This is a genomic window from Subtercola sp. Z020 (genome assembly GCF_002931235.1).
Lineage (GTDB): Bacteria > Actinomycetota > Actinomycetes > Actinomycetales > Microbacteriaceae > Subtercola.
Map to the genome: position 1 here is coordinate 1 of NZ_PSTT01000125.1, position 19,808 is coordinate 19,808.

The window sequence follows — 19,808 nt, forward strand, 5'->3', positions numbered from 1 at the left end:
CTGCAGGCGTTCGCCGATCATCCGATCGCCGACCTCGCCCGGGACCACGACCTGCTCGTGATCGACCACCCGCACATCCCGCTCGCCGCCCGCGACATCCACCCCCCACCTGGAGGCCTGAATGCTCACCGTCGACCGTTACTTCGAGGACTACGCCCTCGGCGAGGTGCGCCGCTCCGTCGGCCGCACCATCACCGAGACCGACATCGTGCTGCACGCCGGCCAGACCGGCGACTTCTTCCCGCACCACATGGACGCGGAGTGGACCTCGACGCAGCCGTTCGGCCAGCGCATCGCGCACGGCACCCTCATTCTCTCGGTCGCCGTCGGCATGACCGCGGGCGACATCAACCCGCAGTCGATGTCGTACGGGTACGACGGGATCCGGTTCATCAAGCCGGTGTTCATCGGCGACACCATCACCGTCGCGGCCGAGATCGTGGACCGCGTCGAGCACCCCAAGCGCCCCGCGACCCACGGCTACCTGCACGAGAAGGTGACGGTCACGAACCAACGCGGCGAGGTCGTGCTGGTGCTGACGCACCTCTACCTCGTGAACCGCCGTCCCTGACCCGCCAGCCCTCGCGCACCCGCCCGCCCACCGCCGCCTGGGGCGATAGTCTATGAAGATCAGCGCTTTATAAGTTTATAAGAATGAGCGCAGTTCTGGAGGACCGATGCCCAATCCGTTCACTCCCGGTTTCGGCACCCCACCGAAAGTTCTCTGGGGCCGCGAGGACACTCTGCGCCAGATCGACAGAACATCGACCGCCTTCGGGTCGTCGAGCCCCGCACACAGCCGCGCCACGATCATCACCGGCAACCGCGGCATCGGCAAGACGACTCTTCTGACGGCGACAGCCCGTCGAGCCGAGGCGCTGGGCATCCCCGTGTTGCGCGCCGGGGCCAAGAAGGGCTTTCTGAACGACATCCACTACGCGGCAGACTGGCTCGTCGACGAACTGGATCGGAAGCCCACGCTGACCCTCTCCGAGATCAATCTGGGTCTCACCGCGTTCGGAGTCGGCATCCCCGGCGGCAAACTCACTCGGCGCAGCCGAGCCGCAGACGGCCACACCCGGCCCTTCAGAGCCTCGCTGCAGACCCTGGTCGAACGACTCGTCAAGCGGGGAATGCCGGGCCTGCTCATCGTCATCGACGAGTTGAACTTCAAGCACGCTCGCGACCTGACACTGGAGCACATCGTCACCTTCTCCGGTGCCTACCAATCGCTGATCGAGGATCAGCTCCCGGTCGGCGTCGTCGTTTCGGGTCTCCCGATTCCCATCGAACGGGCGCGCCGTAATGAGCACATCACCTTCCTGAGGCGAGCCGACGAGATAACGCTCGCCGAATTCACCTACCGGGAGAGCCGCCAGGTGATCCGAGCCACTCTCACGGCCGCCGATGTCTCCGCCGGAGAAGACGCTGTCGACCTGATGGCTGCCCTGAGTCTCGGCAACTCGTACATGATCCAGGAGATCGGCTACCTCGCCTACGAACAATCCGACACGCTGCGAATGACGCGTGACGACGTCGAAGCCGTGCGGGCAGCCTTCCTCATGAAGGTGATCAACTCGGTCGCCGGCGTTGCATACGACGAACTGACGGCAAAACAGCAGCTGATCATCCGGAACATCGCAGAGCAGCCCGAGATCACTCCGCGGGAACTGGCCGCGGTGCTCGGCACGAAGGAGACGGGACTGCCCGCCTATCGCAAAGATCTGGTCGACAGCGGCATTCTGATCGCCGATCCGAGTGTTCGAGGCAGGTTCATCATCGGCTTTCCCTACATGCGCGAGTATGCGTTGGGCCTCGCAGAGGAGCAGGGCGTCGAAGGGGCATACGAGCGCGTCACCGGCTTTCCGAAGCTCTGACGGGGCCGGTGGGCGCAGCCGTCAGACGCGGTTGCGCACATCCTGGTCGCGACCGTACACGGCGACCATCAGTACGATGACGACACCCATGATGACCTGCTGCACCGAGCCGTTGAAGCCGAAACCGGTGAACACCGTGGTCAGCAGGGTGATCGTGAGGGCGCCGATGACCGTACCGAGGTAGCCGCCCTTGCCGCCGGTGATCAGCGTTCCGCCGATGACCACGGCGCCGATGCTGAGAAAGAGGTAGCGTTCGCCCACCCCCGCGAAGGCCGTGCCGGTGAACCCGAGCAGCAGAATGCCGCCGAGCGCCGCGAAGACACTGCTCGCGCCGAACGCCGACAGCCAGGTCGGCAGCTTGCGCACGAGAGCGAGCTCAGCGGCCCGCGGCGAGTTGCCCATGGCGTAGAGCCGGCGGCCGAAGGTCGAGAACCGGAGCACCACGATGACGACGACGGCGAGCACGAGCCAGAAGATCACGACAGGGGCGATCGGGATCGGGCCTGTCGACGAGCCGATCGCGACGAACGAGGTGAGCCACTCCGGCCCGCCGCCCGTGGGCAGCCCGTTCGTCCACAGCTGGATCGCGCCGAGGAGCGCCGTGCCCGTTCCGAGGGTGACGAGCAGTGGATGCACGTTGCTGCTCACCGAGATCGCCGCGTTCAGCATTCCGAACAGCGCCGCACCGACGAGCGCGATGGCGACCGCCGCGACGAACGGAACTCCGTCGCCGTAGAGCTTCGCCACCGCCACGTTCGCCGCGCCGACGACGAACGGTATCGACAGATCGATGCCGCCGAGGATGATGACGATCGTCTGGCCCGCGGCAGCGATACCGAGGAAGGTCGCGAGCAGCAGCACGGCTTTGAAGGTCTGCGGCCCTCCGAAACCGGAGATGCCGACCTTGCCGACCAGGAAGATGACGACGACCAGCCCGATGCTGACGAAGAGGGCGGGCTGCTGGCGCAGCTGCGAGACGGCGAGGGATTTCATGAGCGCGACACCTTCTTGACGAGTTCACCGATCTGGCCGTTGGCCGCGACGGCCAGCACGAGCACGACGCCATACGCGATCTGCAGCGCGAACGACGAGACGTTCCAGAAGGTGAGGAGGTTCTGAAGCAGGAAGATCGTCAGCGCCCCGAGCAGCGCCCGGAAGAGCCCGCCCCGGCCACCGGCCAGGCTCACCCCGCCGAGGGCAGCCGCAGCGATGCCGAGCGTGGTGTAGTTCGCACCCACCGTGGGGTCAGCGCTGCCGAGCACCGCCGACAGCGAGAGCCCGCCGATGCCGGCGAACAGCCCGCCGAGCACGAAGGCGCCGATCCTCAGCAGTTTCACCGAGATGCCCGACGTGTAGACAGCGCGTTCATCGCCGCCGTAGGCCATCAGGTGTTCGTAGAACGGCAGGCGTCGTACGACCAGCCAGATGATGATCGCCGCGACGATGGGCACGAAAGACAAAGTGTTCGCGAACGAGCCGAGCCACACCGGGACGACCCCTCCCGGTGTGGGTGCGACCAGCAGCGCAGCTCCGGCGCACGCGAGGTAGGTGCCGAGGGTCGCGACGATCGGCTGGATGCGCACGAACGCGACCAGCACGCCGTTGACGAGGCCGATGAACGCGCCCAGCAGCAGCGCGACCGGGATCAGCACGGCCGGGTTGGTCAGACCCAGGCGGGTGGCGAAGTAGAACACCACGACGACGTTCACCAGGCCGATGGCCGGGCCGACGGAGAGGTCGATTCCGCCGTTGCCCATCAGCAGAGTGGGCGTGACGGCGAAGGCGGCGAGAATCACCGGGGCGGCGAACCCGATCGTCACCGGCAGGTTGGCCAGACCGAACGTGTTCGGGTTCGAGGCCAGGTTCAGGATGAGCAGCAGCACGAAGAGCGCGGCACCGAACCAGATCGTTCCGTCGGTGCGGAGCCTCGGCCGCAGCCGGGTCTTCGCCGCGGTGGGGGCGGCTGTCGTGCTAGTCATTGTTCACTCCGAACATGGCGGTGAGGATCGAGTCGCGGCTCATGCGCGAACGGTCGAGAACCGCCTGCACCGATCCATCGCGGAAGACGACCGTCGAGTCGGCGACCAGCAGCAATTCCTCGATCTCGCTCGACAGGATGACGACGGCCGTGCCGGTCTCGGCGAGCCTGCGGTAGAGGTCGTGCATCGCGGTCTTGGTCGGGTGGTCGACGCCTCGTGACGGATCGTTCAGCAGAAGCACCGTGGGCTCGGCCGCGAGCCAGCGCGCCAGCAGCACCTTCTGCTGGTTTCCGCCGCTCAGTGTGCGGATGGCGCTGCCCGGCGAGGCGCAGACGATGCCGAGCTGCTGGGCGAACCGGTCGTACTCCGCGCGCACCCGCTTGGGGCTGACCAAGCCGAACCGCGAGTATTTCGGCATGGTCGCGATGGAGAAGTTGTCGAGCACGGACTGGCTGGCGAGAATCCCCTCAGTCTTGCGGTCGCGCGGGAGATAGGCGATGCCGTGCCGGAACGCCTCGCGAAGACTCCCCACCCCCCGGGCGGGAAAGTCCGTTCCGAGAATCGACAGCGATCCCGCCCTGGGCCGGGCGAGGCCGCAGAGGGTGAGCAGGAATTCCTCCTGGCCGTTCTTCTCCAGACCCACCAGCCCGGTGATCTGCCCGGGTACGAGCGAGAGCGTGAACGGTGTCGCGCCGTCGCGCAGCACCAGATCGGTCACCGCGATCGTCATCGGCCTTCCTCCCCATTCAGCAGGGCGAGCAGTCGGCGCTCGCTGAGTTCGTTCTTCTGCAGGGTGGCGATACGACTGCCCGACCGCAGCACGGTCACTTCGTCGGAGAGCGAGAGCATCTCATCCATCCGGTGCGAGATGAAGACCACCGCCATGCCCGCTTGGACCCGGCGGCGCACCGCGGCGAAGAGCAGGTCGCGCTCTCCGATGTCGAGCGCCGCGGTCGACTCGTCGAGCACGAGAACCGACGGCTCGAGCACGAGGGCGCGGGCGATCGCGACCTGGTGCTGCTGCACCAGGGACAGATCGCCCACGCTCGCCCGCGGGTCGAACGGATGCCCGGAGAGCTCGCGGAGTGCCGCCTGGGCCGCGTCGGCCCGGGCGGCACCCTTCAGCGAGTAGCGGAACCAGCTGTCCTGCCCGAGCAGCACGTTCTCGGTGACCGTGCGGTTCGGGGCAACGAGCACCTCCTGGAAGACCGTCGCGATGCCGAGCTGCCTGGCCTTCCGCGGCGAGGCATTCACCAGCTCTCGGCCGCCCACCTGCACGCTGCCGCGACTCGGTTTCAGCACGCCCGACAGAATCTTGACGAGCGTGCTCTTACCCGACCCGTTCTCACCGAGAATCGTGTGCACCGTGCCTGCCCGCACGGTCATCGACACGTCGTTCAGGGCGACGGTCTCGCCGAAGGTGCGCCGGATGCCGCGCAGGTCGAGCCTGATGGCATCCGCATCCGCATCCGTTCCCGGTCGCCGGCCGGGTGAGGCCTCGGTGTTGGTCGCGCTCATGAACATCCCTCTCAGAGTGTGTGGTCGTTCGCGGTGGGCGTTCGGCTGCTCGCTAGCTGCAGGGGTCGGGGCTCTCCGAGTACTGGAACGGCCCGACTGCACCGGGAGTGGTGAAGTACGCGTCCATCAGGTCGCTCGGCAGCGGGTCATCCTTCACGACGGGGAAGATGGATGCCGCATCAGCGGTCATGCAGTCCTCGTAGAGCCCGGCGAGGTCGGCCTCTGTGACCTTCGGGATCGGCACCATCAGCGTGCTGAGCTTCGGCCCGTTGCCCTGGAGGATGCGCATGGCGATGTTGAACCCGGTCTGCGCGGTCCAGTTCGGGGTCAGGGCGACGCCGTCGAACTTGAACGAATCGGGGTTCGCCTTCCAGAAGCCGAGTGCGTCGCCCGTGATGGAACCGGTGATGGTGGGTGCCGCGCGGCCCGAGTCCTTGAAGGCCTGGGCGATGACGGCGGTCTCCGAGCCGGTCGACCAGACGGCGCCGATCTCTCCCGGGTTGGTGGTGATCGCGGTGAGCACGGCCTCCTTGGTGACCGACGGCGTCCAGTCGCCGTTGACCTCGGCTGCGACGGTCGTACCGTCGCTCGACCACTCTGCCTTGGCGGCGTCGTTCTGCTGCACGGCGATGGGGTTGCCCTCGATGCCCTTCACCATCAGTACGTTGTCGGAGGCATCGGCCGCGGCTTTCGCCAGGTCTGCACCAAGCACGTTGTAGTTCGAGTCGACATTCACCGCGGCATCCGTCGTCACCGAACCCGCGATCGTGACCACCGGCACGCCGGCGTCACGTGCAGCCTCGATGGCCTGGTTCAGACCGGTGGACGAACCGGCGATCGTGATGATGACCGAGCAGCCCTGCTCGACGAACTGCCGGATCTGCTGGTTCTGCCGGGCGACGTCGTTCTCGGAGACAGCCACCTCGAAACCGGAGACCAGGCCGGCCGCGGTGTACTGATCGGCCAGCCGCTTCATCTCGGAGTTGACGGCGACCCGCCAGGCGTTGCCCTGGTAGCTGTCTGAATAGCAGACCTTCCACGGCCCCTCGACCTTGGCGAACGAGCTGTACGGCGAGAGGGCGACGGTGCTGACGGCACCCTCGTACTGCGACGAGAGGTCTGCGGGCAGGCTGTCGATGATCGCCTGCGCGTCTGCTTCGACAGGGGCTGCGGTGGGGGCGGCGACGGTGCCGCCACCGTCGGCGCAGCCCGCCAGCAGCAACGTTGCTGCGACGAGCGCGAGGGGGGCGAGTGCTGTTCTGCGCATGGTGTTCTCCTTCTGTGAGGGCTGGTGCTGTCGGGGTGTTCGGACGTTCTGGTGCTGCGGTGAGTGCTGGTGCTGGTGGATCGGGCCGGTGCTACCGGTCGGTCTGGCTGGGGACGGTGCTGCTGGAAGCGGGCGCGGGCGCCTGACGGCGGGTCCAGCGCTTCGCGCCCCCCTCCATCGTCGGAACGAGATCGCCCCGTGCGACGAGGGCGTTGAGGTGCTCCCCCGCCGTCACCCGCACCTGCAGGATCAACGCGTACTCGGGCATCCGTTCCCCGAGGTGCTCGACGAGCTCCTCCATCGAGAAGCTCCCGTGCTCCGTAGCGATGTCGAGGATCGTCTCGGTGAACCGCACCCCCCAGGCCAGCGCCCGGTCGATGAAGCCGTCGACGTCGCCTCGCTCGTGGATGCCGGCGTGCGCCGTGCAGAGCAGTGCGGGCCGGAGCGACCGAATCGCCTCGAGCGAGGCGCGGTAGTCGGAGAGGGTGCGGTACATCGGAAAGTCGCGGAGGCCCGTACTGGTGTTCATGATGCCGGCGCCCTGCACGGCATCACCCGAGAATGCGCAGCCGGTCATCCGGTCGATGTAGAGGGTCTGCCCCGGGCTGTGCGCGCCGAGATGCACGGTCTCGATCTCGCGGCCGAGGCCGAAGGTCAGCACCTCGCCACCGACGAGAGGGTGATCGATGGCGACGGGCCCGCCGATCGCTTCGCGCACGACCTGCTCCGTCTCGCTGTCGGGGCGCCACCCACCCGGCGCTCCGTGCACGTAGAGGGTCTCGTAGTGACGGTGCGGGTCTTCGGCCCAGTCGGTGTCGAGGGCCCCCAGGGCGAAGCGCGCCTGCGGAGCATGCTGCTTCAGCCAGGCGTTGCCGCCGATGTGGTCGACGTGCCCATGGGTTCCCATGACGAGCTCCAGGCTCCCGAACCCGCCGTGCTGTTCGAGGAACGGCGCGATCGCCCGGGCCGGTGTCTCTGCGACACCGGAGTCGACCAGGGCCCAGGTGCGGCCGCTGCGCAGAAAGTAGACGACGTTCGGAAACCCCCAGAACGCTGCGTTGACAGCGAACACCCCGTCGGCGACCTCGCGGGAGAAGCCGAGAGGTCTGCCCGCGAATTCGTGCTCATTCGTCACAGCAATCTCCCTCACATCGTTGTGTCTCGCTTACATGCCGACCAAATTCACTTTGATAAAACGTTTGATCAGACTCAGACGGTAGCACGATCCCGCCCGAGCGCACCATGGTTGAGTGCATTCATCGGGTGAATGTGCGTGCATCTAAGATCAGGGCATGGCAACTCTGGGTGACGTCGCAGCCCTCGCGGGCGTGTCGATCTCCGCGGTCTCGCGCGTACTCAGCAACGACGCCTCCGCCCGGGTGTCGCCGGCCACGCGGGAGCGCATCACCGACGCCGCGAAGAGCCTCAACTACCGGCCGAACTTCGCCGGCCGGGCCTTGCGGTTCTCACGCTCGAACGTCATCGCCCTCATCGTGCCCGACCTGACCAACGCGGTCTTCGCCGAGCTGATGCGGGGGGTCGAGGAGGGCGCCCTCGAGCGCGGCTACGTCGTGCTGCTCGCCCGGGCGGAGGACATGCAGCCGGGCGGCGAGATGATCGACCGCCTGCTCGGCGAGGGCCGGGTCGACGGGGTGCTGCTGCAGGTCGGCGACCACGTCGCACAGGAGGCGCTCGACTCCATGCTCGAGGCCCCGAACCCCACGGTGCTGGTGAACTCCGTGCATCCGGGGTTCAGCGGGTCGGTCACGCTCGACGACGTCGCGGCCGGCCGGCTCGCCACCGAGCACCTCCTCGGCCTCGGGCACACCCGCATCGCGCTCATCAACGGGCTCGAGACCACCTACACCGCGCAGCAGCGGGCAGTCGGCTACCGTGAGGCGCTCGGCCGGGCATCCGCAGCCGCACCCGAACGCATCACGTGGCACGGCTACGAGCCACGGGCGGGGCGGATGTCGCTGACCGAACTGATGGGCGATGCGGAGCCGCCGACGGCGGTGGTGGTCGCGAACATCAACTCCGCGATCGGTGTGCTCGGCGAGGCGCGGGTGCTCGGCATCCGCGTGCCCGAGGAGCTGTCGGTGGTGGCGGTGCACGACGCGTGGACGGCCGAGAACACCTGGCCGCCGTTGACGACGGTGAAGATGCCGCTCTACGAACTCGGCCGGCACGGGGTCGACACGCTCTACGCGCGCCTGCACGGCGAGGAGATCGCCGACACGGTGGTCGCCGAACCCGCCCCCGAGCTGCGGGTGCGCGAGTCGACGGCGCCACCGGCGGCCTGACCGGCGCCTGCTCGACGCAGCCCCCTGGCGCCTCGCCCCACCGCACCTCGACGACGCTCCGCTCGCCCGGCCGCCGCCCGGGCGCAACGACATGCCACCTCGCCGCGCCTCGCGCCCGGCGAATCAACTGATGTTTCGCCAGCTGAGACCCACCATAGACCCCGATCACCCCTAGCTTCCTCAAATTGATCTGATGTATAGTCGTCAGCAGTTCAGCACTGAGAGAGGCTCCGTTTGTGAAGACACGTTCGATGGCGAATGGTGTGCAGGTCACCGAGGTGGGGTTCGGGGCCGCGCAGTTCGGCAACCTCTTCCGCGTGACGACGGGCGACGAGGCCGCGGGCGCCTTCGACGCGGCGTGGGCCGGCGGCATCCGGTACTACGACACGGCCCCGCACTACGGTGTCGGGCTCTCCGAACGGCGCCTGGGCCGAATGTTGCAGGCGAAGCCGCGCGGCAGCTTCACCCTCTCGACCAAGGTCGGCCGCCTGCTCGTCGACGACCCGTCGGGCGAGGGCCGGCTCGACGACCAGGGCTTCATCGTTCCCGCGACGACCCGCCGGCAGTGGGACTTCAGCGCCGACGGCGTGCGCCGCTCGATCGATGAGAGCCTGGGGCGGCTGGGCCTCGACCGCATCGACATCGTGTACCTGCACGACCCCGACGAGCACTTCGAGCAGGCGCTCACCGAAGCCATCCCCGCGCTCGTCGACCTGCGGGAGCAGGGGATGATCGGGGCGATCGGTGCGGGAATGAACCAGTCCCACCTGCTCACCGAGTTCGTCCGCCGCGCCGACATCGACGTGGTGATGTGCGCCGGCCGGTACACCCTGCTCGAACAGGGAGCGCTCGGCGACCTGCTGCCGCTCGCCACCGAGCGCGGTGTCGCCGTCGTCGCCGCGGGCGTCTACAACTCGGGCCTGCTCGCCGCCGACCGGCCACGCCCCGGCGCGATGTACAACTACGAACCCGCCCCACCCGAGCTCCTCGCCCGCGCGAACGCGATCGCCGACATCTGCGAGAGCCACGGCGTGAGCATGCCCGTCGCCGCGATGGCGTTCCCCCTGCTGCACCCCGCCGTCGTCAGCGTCGTGATGGGCCTCCGCACCGCCCGCCAGGCCGACGAGACGCTCGCCCGGTTCGAGACTCCGGTTCCGGATGCCCTGTGGAGCGACCTCGTCGCCGCAGGCCTTCTGGTACCCGAAGCCGCACCCCGGGCATCCGGCACCGCCGCCTGACACCTGACCCGCGACATCCGCACCGACCGAAGGATTCTCTGCCCATGACCACCATCACCGCCGTGGACACGTACGACGTACGCTTTCCGACCTCGCTGACCGCCGACGGGTCAGACGCGATGAACAAAGACGGCGACTACTCCGCCGCGTACGTCGTGATCCGCACCGACGACCCGAACCTCAGCGGCTTCGGCTTCACCTTCACGATCGGCCGCGGCAACGACATCTGCGTGATGGCCGCCGCCCAGCGGGCCCTCCCCCTGATCGGCCGGAGCGTCGAGGACATCACCGCCGACCTCGGCGGCCTCTACCGCGAACTGCAGGGCGACTCGCAGCTGCGCTGGCTGGGACCCGAGAAGGGCGTCATCCACCTTGCCCTCGCCGCCGTGATGAACGCCGTGTGGGACATGGCCGCCCGCGCCGCCGGCAAGCCGCTCTGGCGCCTGCTCGCCGACATGACCCCCGAACAGCTCGTCGAGGCCGCCGACATGCGCTACCTCTCCGACGCGCTCACGAAGACCGAGGCGATCGCCCTGCTCACCGAACTCGCCCCCACCCGCGAAGCCCGCATCGCCGAGCTCACCGCGACCGGCTACCCCTGCTACACCACGAGCGCCGGCTGGCTCGGCTACTCCGACGACAAGCTCCGCCGGCTCTGCCAGGAGGCCGTCGACTCCGGTTACAAGCACATCAAACTCAAGGTGGGCGCGAACCGCGACGACGACTACCGTCGCCTGAAGATCGCCCGCGAGGTGATCGGCCCGGACGCGAACCTGATGATCGACGCCAACCAGGTGTGGGACGTGCCGGAGGCCATCGAGTGGGTCAACTCGCTCGCCGAATTCAAACCGCTCTGGATCGAGGAGCCCACCAGCCCCGACGACATCCTCGGCCACGCCGCCGTGCGGAAGGCCGTCGCCCCGATCGGCGTCGCCACCGGCGAGCACGGGATGAACCGGGTGCTGTTCAAGCAGATGTTCCAGGCCGAGGCGATCGACTTCTGCCAGCTCGACTCCGCCCGGCTCGGCAGCGTCAACGAGATCCTCGCCGTGTACTTCATGGCGAAGAAGTTCGGAGTACCGGTCTGCCCGCACGCCGGCGGCGTCGGCCTCTGCGAACTCGTGCAGCACCTCTCGATCTTCGACTACGTCGCCGTCTCCGGCTCGCTCGAGGGCCGCGTCACCGAATACGTCGACCACCTGCACGAGCACTTCGTCGAACCCTGCATCGTCGACGACGGCGCGTACCAGCTGCCGCTCGCCCCCGGCTACAGCGCCGAGATGTTCGACGCCAGCGTCGCCGAGTTCAGCTTTCCGAACGGCAGCTACTGGGCATCCCGAGCCCGTGGTGACGCGGCGGCCCCTGCGGCCCGGGAGGTCTCGTCGGCGATCGGGTGAGTGACGATGTAGTCCTCGACCTCGAGCAGGTGCGTCGCCATGCGCAGGCGCGCCCGCTCTGAGTCGTGGGCGGCGAGCGCGGCGAGAATCGCCTGGTGCTCGCGGTGGGTGCTGCGCACCGCACCCTCGACGCTGATGGCGCGCCACATGCGGCCCCGCACGGTGCGGCTGGCGAGCGAGTCGATCAGGGCTTCGAGGGCCGGGTTGCCCGAGGCGTGCGCGATGATGCGGTGGAAGGCGATGTCCGCCTCCATGATCGTGTCGTGGTCTGCTTCGTCCGGATGATCGAGCAGCGGTTCGACGCCCGCGAGTATCGCGGCTGCGGCCGTGACCGCTGCGTCGTCGATGCGCTGGGCCGCCAGGGCAGCGGATTCCGTCTCGAGCACCCGGCGCACCGCCTGCAGGTGGGCGCTGTCGGCGGGCGTCTGCAGGTCGACGACGAACCCCATCGGCGCGAGCAGCAGCGAGGCGTCGAGCGACGTCACATAGGTGCCGTCCCCCTGCCGGGTCTCGAGCACCCCCATCAGTGCAAGGGCCCGCACACCCTCGCGGAGCGAGCTGCGCGAGACGCCGAGCCGGTCGGCCAGGTCTTTCTCGATCGGGAGGCGCGAACCCGCACCGAGCAGCCCGGTCGTGATCATCTCCTTGATGCCGTGCACGACCACATCGGTCTGCGATCGGAGCGGGGAGACGACCGCATCTGCGGTCGGCGAGGAGGGGGCGGGGGTCGACATGCGCCTACTTTACGCACGCTCGACCCGCCTTCACGAAGGTTGACCCGAATTGACCTGATGAATAGCCTGAGCCGGGGGCATGGTCGCCCCACTCCCCGAACCGAATGAGGTCAGCCCCGTGGTCATCGTCGACGCCCACCAGCACGTCTGGAACCCCTCACGAGTGCGCTACGACTGGCTCGAAGCCGGCATGCCCGAACTGAACCGCACGGTCGACTTCGCCGAGCTACGGCCCTCGCTCCGAGCGGCCGGCGTCGACGCCACCGTGCTCGTGCAGTCGGCGGACAACGACGACGACACGGAGTGGATGCTCGACGTCGCCGCCTCGAATCCTGAGGTCGCCGGCGTCGTCGCCTACGTGCCGCTCGACCGCCCTGCCGAGGCCGCCGCACGCCTCGAACAGCTGCGCGGCAACCCGCTCGTCGTGGGCGTGCGCAACCTCATCCACGACCAGCCCGATCCGGACTGGATGCTGCAGCCCACGGTCGACGAGGGCCTCGGCCTGCTCGCCGACGCGGGGCTCCCCTTCGACTACGTCGCCGTTCTGCCGCGTCACCTCGAGCATTTGCCCGGCATCGGCGAGCGGCATCCGGAGCTCACCATCGTCATCGACCACCTCGCCAAGCCGCCCATCGGGGCCAGCCATCGCGAGCCCTGGTGGAGCCTGATCGCCCGCGCCGCAGAGAACCCCCGGGTCGTCGGCAAGGTCTCGGGCCTCTACTCGGCGGTCGGCGAGCTCGGCGGGTGGGATGCCGCGGGCCTCGCTCCGTTCGTCGACCACGCGTTCGACGTGTTCGGCGCCGAGAGGCTGATGTACGGCGGCGACTGGCCGGTCTCGCTGCTCGCCGGGGGCTACGAACGCGTCTGGAACGGGCTGGCCGAGGTGTTGGCGACCGCGACCGACGAGGCCGGGCGGGCGGCGGTCTACGGGGGCACTGCCGAACGGGTCTACGGCCTGCGTCTTGAGAAATTCATCTGACCTCACCCTCGCAATTCATCAGATCTATCGCTACGATACGGGAGTACCGACTCAAGAGAGAGCCGTGCGCAAACGTTTGACTTAGCCAGAGCTAGGTATATCGTTTGATCACAGAAGTGATGAATGGCCGTAAAAGGAGTGTCAATGAAGACCACAGCACCACACTGGCTGGGCTCGAGGCGGGCCCGGGCGAGAACGCTCGCCGTCGCCGGGATCGTCATCGCATCGTTCGCCGTCACCGCCTGTTCCTCGGGTGGCTCCTCGTCGAGCGGCAACGCCCAGACCGACTCGGGAGGCGACATCACCATCTGGGTCGACCCGCCCCGCGTTCCCGCAGCGCAGGCGTTCATCGACGCGCACCCCGAGATCAAGGTCAACCTGACCCAGATCGACGGCACCGTCGGCGGCAAGACCCTGCAGCAGCAGTTCGCGCAGTTCAACCAGGCCGGCAACGGCTGGCCCGACGCCCTCTTCTTTCCCTCGAACGACGACATCGCGTGGGCCTCCGGCCCGCAGATCAACTACACGGCCGACCTCACCTCGTCGATGGCCGACACGATCAAGGGCTACGACCCGGCCGTGATCGCCCCCTGCGCGGTCGACGGCAAGATCGTCTGCCTCCGCAACGACGCTGCTCCCGACGTGTTCTGGTACAACAAGACCTTCTTCGACACCAACGGCTACACGGTGCCGACCACGTGGGAGGAGTACGCCACCCTCGCCGGCAAGATCGCCACGGAGCACCCCGGCATGGTCTCGGGCTTCACCGGCGACGCCTACGCGCCCGATCGGTACCTCTGGGCGAGCGGATGCCCGACCAACGACCGCCTCTCGGCCACCGAGGTGCACATCAACCTCGACGACCCCGCCTGCCAGCGCGCCAAGGACCTGCTGACCACCCTGTCGACCGGCAAGGCACTCTCACCGCTCGGCATCTTCGACGCGGATGCGGCCACCGTCGGCCAGAACTTCGTGATGGGCCCGGGCGCCGTCTGGTGGGGCGACTACCTCTTCAACCAGACCTGGAAGATCCCGGCCGGCACCATGACCGCTGTCGAGCCGCTGAAATGGGAGGGCGAGACCACTCCCTCCACCGGCGACGAGGGCGGCGGCCTCTGGGGCATGTCGAACCACATCACCGGCAAGGAGCTCGAGAACACCATCACGTTCATGAAGTTCGTGGCCACCGACCCGGCCTGGCAGGTCGACCTCACGACGGGTCTCCCCGGCTACGGCCCGGTGCAGGATGCCTGGATCGCCAAGCAGAAGGCGGGCAACTACTTCGCCGACAACGACACCACCTTCGCTGCCTTCAAGTCGGCGACCGGCTACGTCGTCGACAAGCACGCCTACATGCTCTACAACACGGGTGGCATCTGGACGGAGACCGTCACACCGGCCCTCGTCGCCGGTGACAGCGTGGACTCGGCGTGGAGCACGTTCGGCACCGAACTGCTGAACCAGGCGAAGACGTTCGGCTACACGGTCGTCGACACAGGCAAGTGAACTAAATGACAACTGACACTCTCGAAGCACAACGCGCTGCGAGCCGTCCGGCCGCCGCCGCCCCCACCCCGGGGCGGCGGCGCCGCCGCGCGCGCATCACGGAGGCCCGCGGCGGCTGGACCCTGCTGGCGCCCTACCTCCTTCTGCTGCTCGTGGCGGGCATCATCCCGATCCTCTACGCCCTCGCCACCAGCCTGCAGCGCTCCCCCACGCCCTTGCAGCCGCAGGCCGGTTTCGGCGGCTTCGACAGTTTCGTCACCGTCTTCAACGACTTCCGCTTCTTCGACTCGTTCTTCAACATCTTCAAGGTGATGATCGTCTGGCTGCCGATCATGCTGATCGGCATCGTCGGTCTCGCGCTGCTCGTGCACGCCAGCCGGGGCCGCTTCGGCGGCATCATGCGCTTCATCTACTACGTTCCCGGCGCCCTCGCCGGCATCGCGAACTTCGTGCTCTGGGTCTACCTGCTGAACCCGGCGCAGTCTCCGATCGGCTTCCTGCTGCAGAACGGGGGCTTCAGCACCATCAAGGGCGTCGTCTCGCTCGACAACCTGCCGTTCATCCTCGCCGGCATGCTGTTCTTCCAGGGCATCGGCACCTGGATCGTCATCGTCAACGGCGGTCTGAACGGCATCCCCGAAGAGATCTTCGAGGCGTCGAGCCTCGACGGCGCTAACGCCTGGCAGGTCGCCTGGCACGTGAAACTCCCGATGATCAGGCCGTGGATCGGGTATGCGGCGCTGATGAACCTCGCCTACGGGTTCCAGCTCTTTCTCGAGCCTTACCTTCTCGACCAGGTCGCCGGCGGCTCGTTGCCCGACCAGTACACCCCGACCCAGCTCGGGTTCGCCTTCGCGTTCTCGAACTACAACTTCCCGGCGGCCGCGGCCATGTCGATCATCCTGCTGGTCATCACGCTGTCGATCGGCCTGCTGATCGTGTTCCGCAGCGGACTCTTCGGAGAGGAAGAGAAATAATGGCCAAGGCCACCCTGGAGAACCACGCCCCCGAGGTCGTGGGCAGCAAGCAGTGGAGCGTCGGGCGCCTCGCCCGCATCGTCACCATGGTCTTCGTCGCCGCTCTGTTCGTCTTCCCCATCATCGGCTTCGTCGCGATGGCCTTCCGCAACCAGGAGGATGTCGCGGCGGGGGCCGGCGGCTTTCTCGGCCTCGGCGGCATGTCGTTCGACAACGCGGCGTTCAGCTGGTCGCAGATCATCGGCTTCGGGCCGAACGGCGGCGGGCTCTTCCTCCGCTGGATCGGCAACTCGCTCATCGTCTCGGTCGGCGGAGCGCTCATCGCGGTCGCGGCCGCGATCCCGGCCGGCTACGCGCTCGCCCGGCTGCGCTTCCGGTTCCGTCGCACCATCCTCTTCATCACCCTGCTGACGATGGTCATGCCGAACACGGTGCTGGTCATCCCGCTCTTCCTCGAAGTGAGTGCCGCGGGCGCGGTCGGGCAGCTGTGGCCGGTTATCGTGATCATGGGCTTCTTCCCGTTCGGCGTGTACCTCGCCTACATCCACTTCATGACGACCATGCCGCCCGAGCTGGTCGAGGCCGCCCGCATCGACGGGCTCAGCGAGATCGCGATCTTCTTCCAGGTCGCCACCCCGATCTCCCGGCAGGCGATCGCCCTCGTCGCGTTCTTCTCGTTCGTCGCCAACTGGACCAACTTCTTCCTGCCGCTGGCGCTGCTGACATCGAACTCGCAGAACAAGACCGTCTCGATCGGCATCCAGGAACTCATCGGCGCGAGCCCGCTGTTCAACCCGACGGTCGCGGCCGGCCTCGACGTGAAGCTCTACATGCCGCAGCTCGCCCTGGCCACGTTCCTCAGCATGCTGCCCCTGCTGGCCGTCTTCCTCGGGGCGCAGCGCTTTCTGATGAGCGGGCAGACGGTCGGCGCGGTCAAGGGTTAGCGACGAGCATCCGATGAGCTACGACCGCCAGTCCCTGCCCGAATTCTCGCCCGCCGAGGTCTACAGCCTCGCGCTGCCCGCGGCGCCCCGCCCGATCGTCACTCTCGGCGCCGGCGGCATCGTGAAGGATGCGCACCTGCCGGCGTACCGCAAGGCCGGCTACCCCGTGGTCGGCATCTACAACCGCACGGTCTCGCGCGCCCAGGCGCTGGCCGACGAGTACGGCATCCCCGGGGTGTACGGAACGGTCGAAGAGGCCGTCGCCGGTTCGCCGTCCGATGCCGTGTACGACATCGCCCTGATGCCCCCGCAGTACGCCGACGCCCTCGAAGCACTGCCCGACGGGGCGGCGGTGCTCATCCAGAAACCGCTCGGAAACCACCTGAGCGACGGCCGCGCGCTGCTCGAGATCTGTCGGCGCAAGGGCCTCGTGGCCGCCGTCAACACGCAGCTGCGGTTCGCCCCCTATGTCGCGGCCGCGCGGGCGCTGATCGCCGCCGGAGAGATCGGCGAGCTCTACGACCTCGAGATCCGCGTCTCGGTCGACACCCCGTGGCACCTCTTTCCGCACGTTCTGACGATGGACCGGCTCGAGATCACCATGCACAGCGTGCACTACATCGACCTGGTGCGCTCCTTTCTCGGCAACCCCGACTCCGTGAGCGCCGTCTCTGTGGTGCACCCCGACAAAGACCTGGCGAGCACGCGGTCGCTGATCCTGTTCCGGTACGCCGGTCGGCCGATCAGGGTCACGATCAGCACGAACCACGACCACGACTTCGGCCCCGAGCACGAAGAGAGCTTCATCAAGTGGGAGGGCACGAAGGGCGCCATCCGCGCACAGATGGGTCTGCTGCTCGACTACCCGACGGGTGGGCCGGATGCTCTGCAGATCATCCGCAGCGCCGAGAAGTCGCTCGGCTGGCGTGACGCTCCGTTCGAGGGGTCGTGGTTCCCGGATGCGTTCATCGGCTCGATGGGCGCCCTGCAGCGCTACCTCGACGGATCGGTGCCGACCCTGCCGACGAGCGTCGACGACGTGTATGACACGATGGCGGTGGTCGAAGCCGCCTACGACTCGGCCGAGAACGAAGGGGTGCGGCCCGCGTACCTCACCGACGAACCACAAGGAGCACGTACGTGAGTTTTCAACGACTCGGCGAACCCGGCGCTGAGACGCCTGCCTACCTCGTCGACGGAGAGGTGTTCGACCTCTCCGGGCTGACCGCCGACATCGATGCGGCCTTCCTCGCCGGCGGTGGCATCGCCCGCGCGCGTGCCGCCCACGCGGCCGGCTCGCTGCCCCTGCTCGACGGCGCCGACGCCCTGCGGGTCGGCCCGCCGATCGCCCGCCCCGGCAAGATCGTCTGCATCGGCCTCAACTACAGCGACCACGCGGCAGAGACCGGCGCGGCGACGCCCGCAGAGCCCGTCGTGTTCATGAAGGACCCCTCGACCATCGTCGGGGCGTTCGATCAGGTGCTCGTGCCCCGCCAGTCGGTCAAGACCGACTGGGAGGTCGAACTCGGCATCGTGATCGGCCAGAGCGCCCGGTACCTCGACTCGCCCGACGACGCCGACGCGGTGATCGCCGGTTACGTGCTCTCGCACGATGTGTCGGAGCGCGAGTTCCAGATCGAGCGCGGCGGCCAGTGGGACAAGGGCAAGAGCTGCGAGACGTTCAACCCGCTCGGCCCCGTGTTCGTGCCGGCCGATGAGATCGACGACCCGCAGAACCTCTGGCTGAAGCTCTGGGTCAACGGCGAACTGCGACAGAACGGCTCGACGTCGAACATGATCTTCGGCATCCGCCACGTCGTCTGGTACCTCAGCCAGTTCATGGTGCTGCACCCCGGCGAGCTGATCAACACCGGCACCCCCGCCGGTGTCGCGCTGGGGCTGCCCGGCAACCCGTACCTGCGGGCCGGCGATGTCGTCGAGCTCGAGATCGAAGGGCTCGGACGAGCCCGGCAGGAGTTCGTGCAGGCATGAGCGACATCTCTAAATCCGGACGCCCCTTCTCTAACCTTCCGTTCTCCGGACTCACCGCCATCGTCACGGGCGGGGCGTCGGGTATCGGCCTCGCCACCGCCACCCTGCTGGCGTCGCGCGGGGCGCAGGTCGCCGTGCTCGACCTGCGCATCGGCGGGCTCCCGGATGCCCTGCAGGGGTTCGAGTGCGACATCACCGATCGGCCCTCCGTCGTGCGGGCGGTCGACGCGGTGGCCGAACAGTTCGGCGGTGTCGACATCCTCGTCAACAACGCCGGAATCGGGTCGGTCGGCACCGTCGAGGAGAACGACGACGAGGAGTGGGCGCGCGTTCTGAACGTCAACGTGATCGGCATGGCCCGCGTCTCGGCTGCGGCGATGCCCCACCTGCGGCGCTCGTCGCACGCGGCGATCGTGAACCTCTGCTCGATCGCGGCGACCTCCGGCCTTCCCCAGCGCGCGGTCTACGGCGCGTCGAAGGCGGCGGTCTACGGCCTCACGATCGCCATGGCCACCGACCACGTTCGGGAGGGCATCCGCGTCAACTGCGTCAACCCGGGCACCGTGCACACACCGTTCGTCGACAAGAACCTCGCAAAGTTCGCCGACCCGGTCGCCGAGCTCGCCGCACTGAACGCCCGCCAGCCGACCGGCCGCATGGTCACGCCCGAGGAGGTCGCCTCGGCGATCGCCTACCTCGCGAGCCCCGACTCGGGATCGACCACCGGCACCGCGCTGGCGGTCGACGGCGGCATGCACACCCTGCGCGTGCGCGCCGAGTAGGAGGGGTCACCATGCAGCGGGTCGCCCTGCACAGCCGCATCCTGCCCGGCCACGAGGCCGACTACGAGCGCGAGCACGCCGTCATCCCGCTCGAACTCGATGCGGCCCTCCGCCGCGCCGGCGTGCACGACTGGACGATCTGGCGCGACGGCACCGACCTCTTCCACCTCGTGCTCGTCGACGACTTCGCCGCCATGCAGGCCGCGCTGCAGCACGACCCCGCCGACCAAGCGTGGCAGCCCCACATCGGCGCCTTCCTCGTCGACGGCGGCCAGGGCCTCGCCCCCATCCCAACCGTCTGGACCCTCCCCGACG

General features: G+C 68.0%; 20 protein-coding genes. 13 read left to right on the top strand and 7 right to left on the bottom strand.

The genetic code is table 11. From position 1 onward, the window contains the following. Nucleotides 1–121: 121 nt before the first annotated feature. Both C5B96_RS16040 and C5B96_RS16045 read left to right on the top strand, forming a co-directional pair. Nucleotides 122–571 (top strand): MaoC/PaaZ C-terminal domain-containing protein, encoded by a 450-nt coding sequence (locus C5B96_RS16040; RefSeq protein ID WP_104246369.1) that lies wholly within the window; start codon nucleotides 122–124, stop codon nucleotides 569–571. A 106-nt stretch (nucleotides 572–677) separates the two neighbouring features. Continuing rightward, nucleotides 678–1,877: an ATP-binding protein gene (locus tag C5B96_RS16045; RefSeq protein ID WP_104246370.1), complete on the top strand. Its 1,200-nt coding sequence runs from the start codon at nucleotides 678–680 to the stop codon at nucleotides 1,875–1,877. A 21-nt stretch (nucleotides 1,878–1,898) separates the two neighbouring features. Here C5B96_RS16045 and C5B96_RS16050 read toward each other — a convergent pair whose 3' ends face one another. The 6 genes from C5B96_RS16050 to C5B96_RS16075 form a co-directional block, all read right to left on the bottom strand. Beyond that, nucleotides 1,899–2,870, bottom strand: coding sequence for an ABC transporter permease (locus C5B96_RS16050; protein ID WP_104246371.1), 972 nt, complete (start codon nucleotides 2,868–2,870; stop codon nucleotides 1,899–1,901). Then, a complete protein-coding gene (locus C5B96_RS16055; protein ID WP_104246372.1) occupies nucleotides 2,867–3,856 on the bottom strand; it encodes an ABC transporter permease in 990 nt (329 codons plus the stop codon). Before C5B96_RS16055 ends, C5B96_RS16050 begins: the two co-directional genes overlap by 4 nt. Then, a complete protein-coding gene (locus tag C5B96_RS16060) occupies nucleotides 3,849–4,586 on the bottom strand; it encodes an ATP-binding cassette domain-containing protein (protein WP_104246373.1) in 738 nt (245 codons plus the stop codon). Before C5B96_RS16060 ends, C5B96_RS16055 begins: the two co-directional genes overlap by 8 nt. Continuing rightward, nucleotides 4,583–5,374, bottom strand: a complete 792-nt coding sequence (locus C5B96_RS16065; protein ID WP_158507217.1) for an ATP-binding cassette domain-containing protein — start codon at nucleotides 5,372–5,374, stop codon at nucleotides 4,583–4,585. The genes C5B96_RS16060 and C5B96_RS16065 overlap by 4 nt, the downstream gene beginning before the upstream one ends. A 52-nt stretch (nucleotides 5,375–5,426) precedes the next feature. Next, the gene (locus C5B96_RS16070) at nucleotides 5,427–6,641 is read right to left on the bottom strand and encodes a substrate-binding domain-containing protein (RefSeq protein WP_104246375.1); all 1,215 of its coding nucleotides are present in this window, start codon (nucleotides 6,639–6,641) and stop codon (nucleotides 5,427–5,429) included. Between the two features lie 91 nt (nucleotides 6,642–6,732). After that, entirely contained in the window at nucleotides 6,733–7,776 is a 1,044-nt protein-coding gene (locus C5B96_RS16075) for an MBL fold metallo-hydrolase (protein ID WP_158507218.1), read from the bottom strand. Between the two features lie 157 nt (nucleotides 7,777–7,933). On the opposite strand from C5B96_RS16075, the gene C5B96_RS16080 reads away from it, so the two are divergent. The 3 genes from C5B96_RS16080 to C5B96_RS16090 all read left to right on the top strand — a co-directional run bounded on the left by C5B96_RS16080 (nucleotide 7,934) and on the right by C5B96_RS16090 (nucleotide 11,579). Then, nucleotides 7,934–8,944 (top strand): LacI family DNA-binding transcriptional regulator, encoded by a 1,011-nt coding sequence (locus C5B96_RS16080; protein WP_104246377.1) that lies wholly within the window; start codon nucleotides 7,934–7,936, stop codon nucleotides 8,942–8,944. Between the two features lie 236 nt (nucleotides 8,945–9,180). Continuing rightward, on the top strand, nucleotides 9,181–10,182 hold the full coding sequence (locus tag C5B96_RS16085; protein WP_233189253.1) for an aldo/keto reductase: 1,002 nt from the start codon (nucleotides 9,181–9,183) through the stop codon (nucleotides 10,180–10,182). 44 nt (nucleotides 10,183–10,226) lie between these two features. Beyond that, a complete protein-coding gene (locus C5B96_RS16090) occupies nucleotides 10,227–11,579 on the top strand; it encodes an L-fuconate dehydratase (protein ID WP_104246379.1) in 1,353 nt (450 codons plus the stop codon). Here C5B96_RS16090 and C5B96_RS16095 read toward each other — a convergent pair. Then, nucleotides 11,507–12,313, bottom strand: coding sequence for a FadR/GntR family transcriptional regulator (locus tag C5B96_RS16095; RefSeq protein WP_104246380.1), 807 nt, complete (start codon nucleotides 12,311–12,313; stop codon nucleotides 11,507–11,509). The genes C5B96_RS16090 and C5B96_RS16095 overlap by 73 nt on opposite strands. Nucleotides 12,314–12,392: 79 nt before the next feature. Between C5B96_RS16095 and C5B96_RS16100 the strand changes: the two genes are divergently transcribed. The 8 genes from C5B96_RS16100 to C5B96_RS16135 all read left to right on the top strand — a co-directional run. Then, nucleotides 12,393–13,292: an amidohydrolase gene (locus tag C5B96_RS16100; protein ID WP_104246381.1), complete on the top strand. Its 900-nt coding sequence runs from the start codon at nucleotides 12,393–12,395 to the stop codon at nucleotides 13,290–13,292. Nucleotides 13,293–13,436: 144 nt separating this feature from the next. Continuing rightward, nucleotides 13,437–14,798: an ABC transporter substrate-binding protein gene (locus tag C5B96_RS16105; RefSeq protein WP_233189254.1), complete on the top strand. Its 1,362-nt coding sequence runs from the start codon at nucleotides 13,437–13,439 to the stop codon at nucleotides 14,796–14,798. A gap of 5 nt (nucleotides 14,799–14,803) precedes the next feature. After that, complete coding sequence (locus tag C5B96_RS16110) at nucleotides 14,804–15,775, top strand: carbohydrate ABC transporter permease (protein WP_104246382.1); 972 nt, start codon at nucleotides 14,804–14,806, stop codon at nucleotides 15,773–15,775. Then, on the top strand, nucleotides 15,775–16,719 hold the full coding sequence (locus C5B96_RS16115) for a carbohydrate ABC transporter permease (protein ID WP_233189255.1): 945 nt from the start codon (nucleotides 15,775–15,777) through the stop codon (nucleotides 16,717–16,719). Before C5B96_RS16110 ends, C5B96_RS16115 begins: the two co-directional genes overlap by 1 nt. A 13-nt stretch (nucleotides 16,720–16,732) precedes the next feature. Beyond that, nucleotides 16,733–17,863 (top strand): Gfo/Idh/MocA family protein, encoded by a 1,131-nt coding sequence (locus C5B96_RS16120; protein WP_104246383.1) that lies wholly within the window; start codon nucleotides 16,733–16,735, stop codon nucleotides 17,861–17,863. Then, the gene (locus C5B96_RS16125) at nucleotides 17,860–18,711 is read left to right on the top strand and encodes a fumarylacetoacetate hydrolase family protein (protein ID WP_104246384.1); all 852 of its coding nucleotides are present in this window, start codon (nucleotides 17,860–17,862) and stop codon (nucleotides 18,709–18,711) included. The genes C5B96_RS16120 and C5B96_RS16125 overlap by 4 nt, the downstream gene beginning before the upstream one ends. After that, complete coding sequence (locus tag C5B96_RS16130) at nucleotides 18,708–19,493, top strand: SDR family NAD(P)-dependent oxidoreductase (protein WP_104246385.1); 786 nt, start codon at nucleotides 18,708–18,710, stop codon at nucleotides 19,491–19,493. The genes C5B96_RS16125 and C5B96_RS16130 overlap by 4 nt, the downstream gene beginning before the upstream one ends. An 11-nt stretch (nucleotides 19,494–19,504) precedes the next feature. Further along, nucleotides 19,505–19,808 (top strand): L-rhamnose mutarotase (locus C5B96_RS16135; protein ID WP_104246386.1); only part of this gene is annotated, 304 nt, incomplete at its 3' end.

Coding starts and splice junctions, on each gene's coding strand:
- C5B96_RS16045 (WP_104246370.1), top strand. CDS start 678: ATGCCCAATCCGTTCACTCCCGGTTTCGGCACCCCACCGAAAGTTCTC.
- C5B96_RS16130 (WP_104246385.1), top strand. CDS start 18,708: ATGAGCGACATCTCTAAATCCGGACGCCCCTTCTCTAACCTTCCGTTC.
- C5B96_RS16110 (WP_104246382.1), top strand. CDS start 14,804: ATGACAACTGACACTCTCGAAGCACAACGCGCTGCGAGCCGTCCGGCC.
- C5B96_RS16115 (WP_233189255.1), top strand. CDS start 15,775: ATGGCCAAGGCCACCCTGGAGAACCACGCCCCCGAGGTCGTGGGCAGC.
- C5B96_RS16070 (WP_104246375.1), bottom strand. CDS start 6,641: ATGCGCAGAACAGCACTCGCCCCCCTCGCGCTCGTCGCAGCAACGTTG.
- C5B96_RS16040 (WP_104246369.1), top strand. CDS start 122: ATGCTCACCGTCGACCGTTACTTCGAGGACTACGCCCTCGGCGAGGTG.
- C5B96_RS16090 (WP_104246379.1), top strand. CDS start 10,227: ATGACCACCATCACCGCCGTGGACACGTACGACGTACGCTTTCCGACC.
- C5B96_RS16095 (WP_104246380.1), bottom strand. CDS start 12,313: ATGTCGACCCCCGCCCCCTCCTCGCCGACCGCAGATGCGGTCGTCTCC.
- C5B96_RS16065 (WP_158507217.1), bottom strand. CDS start 5,374: ATGAGCGCGACCAACACCGAGGCCTCACCCGGCCGGCGACCGGGAACG.
- C5B96_RS16120 (WP_104246383.1), top strand. CDS start 16,733: ATGAGCTACGACCGCCAGTCCCTGCCCGAATTCTCGCCCGCCGAGGTC.
- C5B96_RS16105 (WP_233189254.1), top strand. CDS start 13,437: ATGAAGACCACAGCACCACACTGGCTGGGCTCGAGGCGGGCCCGGGCG.
- C5B96_RS16055 (WP_104246372.1), bottom strand. CDS start 3,856: ATGACTAGCACGACAGCCGCCCCCACCGCGGCGAAGACCCGGCTGCGG.
- C5B96_RS16050 (WP_104246371.1), bottom strand. CDS start 2,870: ATGAAATCCCTCGCCGTCTCGCAGCTGCGCCAGCAGCCCGCCCTCTTC.
- C5B96_RS16080 (WP_104246377.1), top strand. CDS start 7,934: ATGGCAACTCTGGGTGACGTCGCAGCCCTCGCGGGCGTGTCGATCTCC.
- C5B96_RS16100 (WP_104246381.1), top strand. CDS start 12,393: ATGGTCGCCCCACTCCCCGAACCGAATGAGGTCAGCCCCGTGGTCATC.
- C5B96_RS16060 (WP_104246373.1), bottom strand. CDS start 4,586: ATGACGATCGCGGTGACCGATCTGGTGCTGCGCGACGGCGCGACACCG.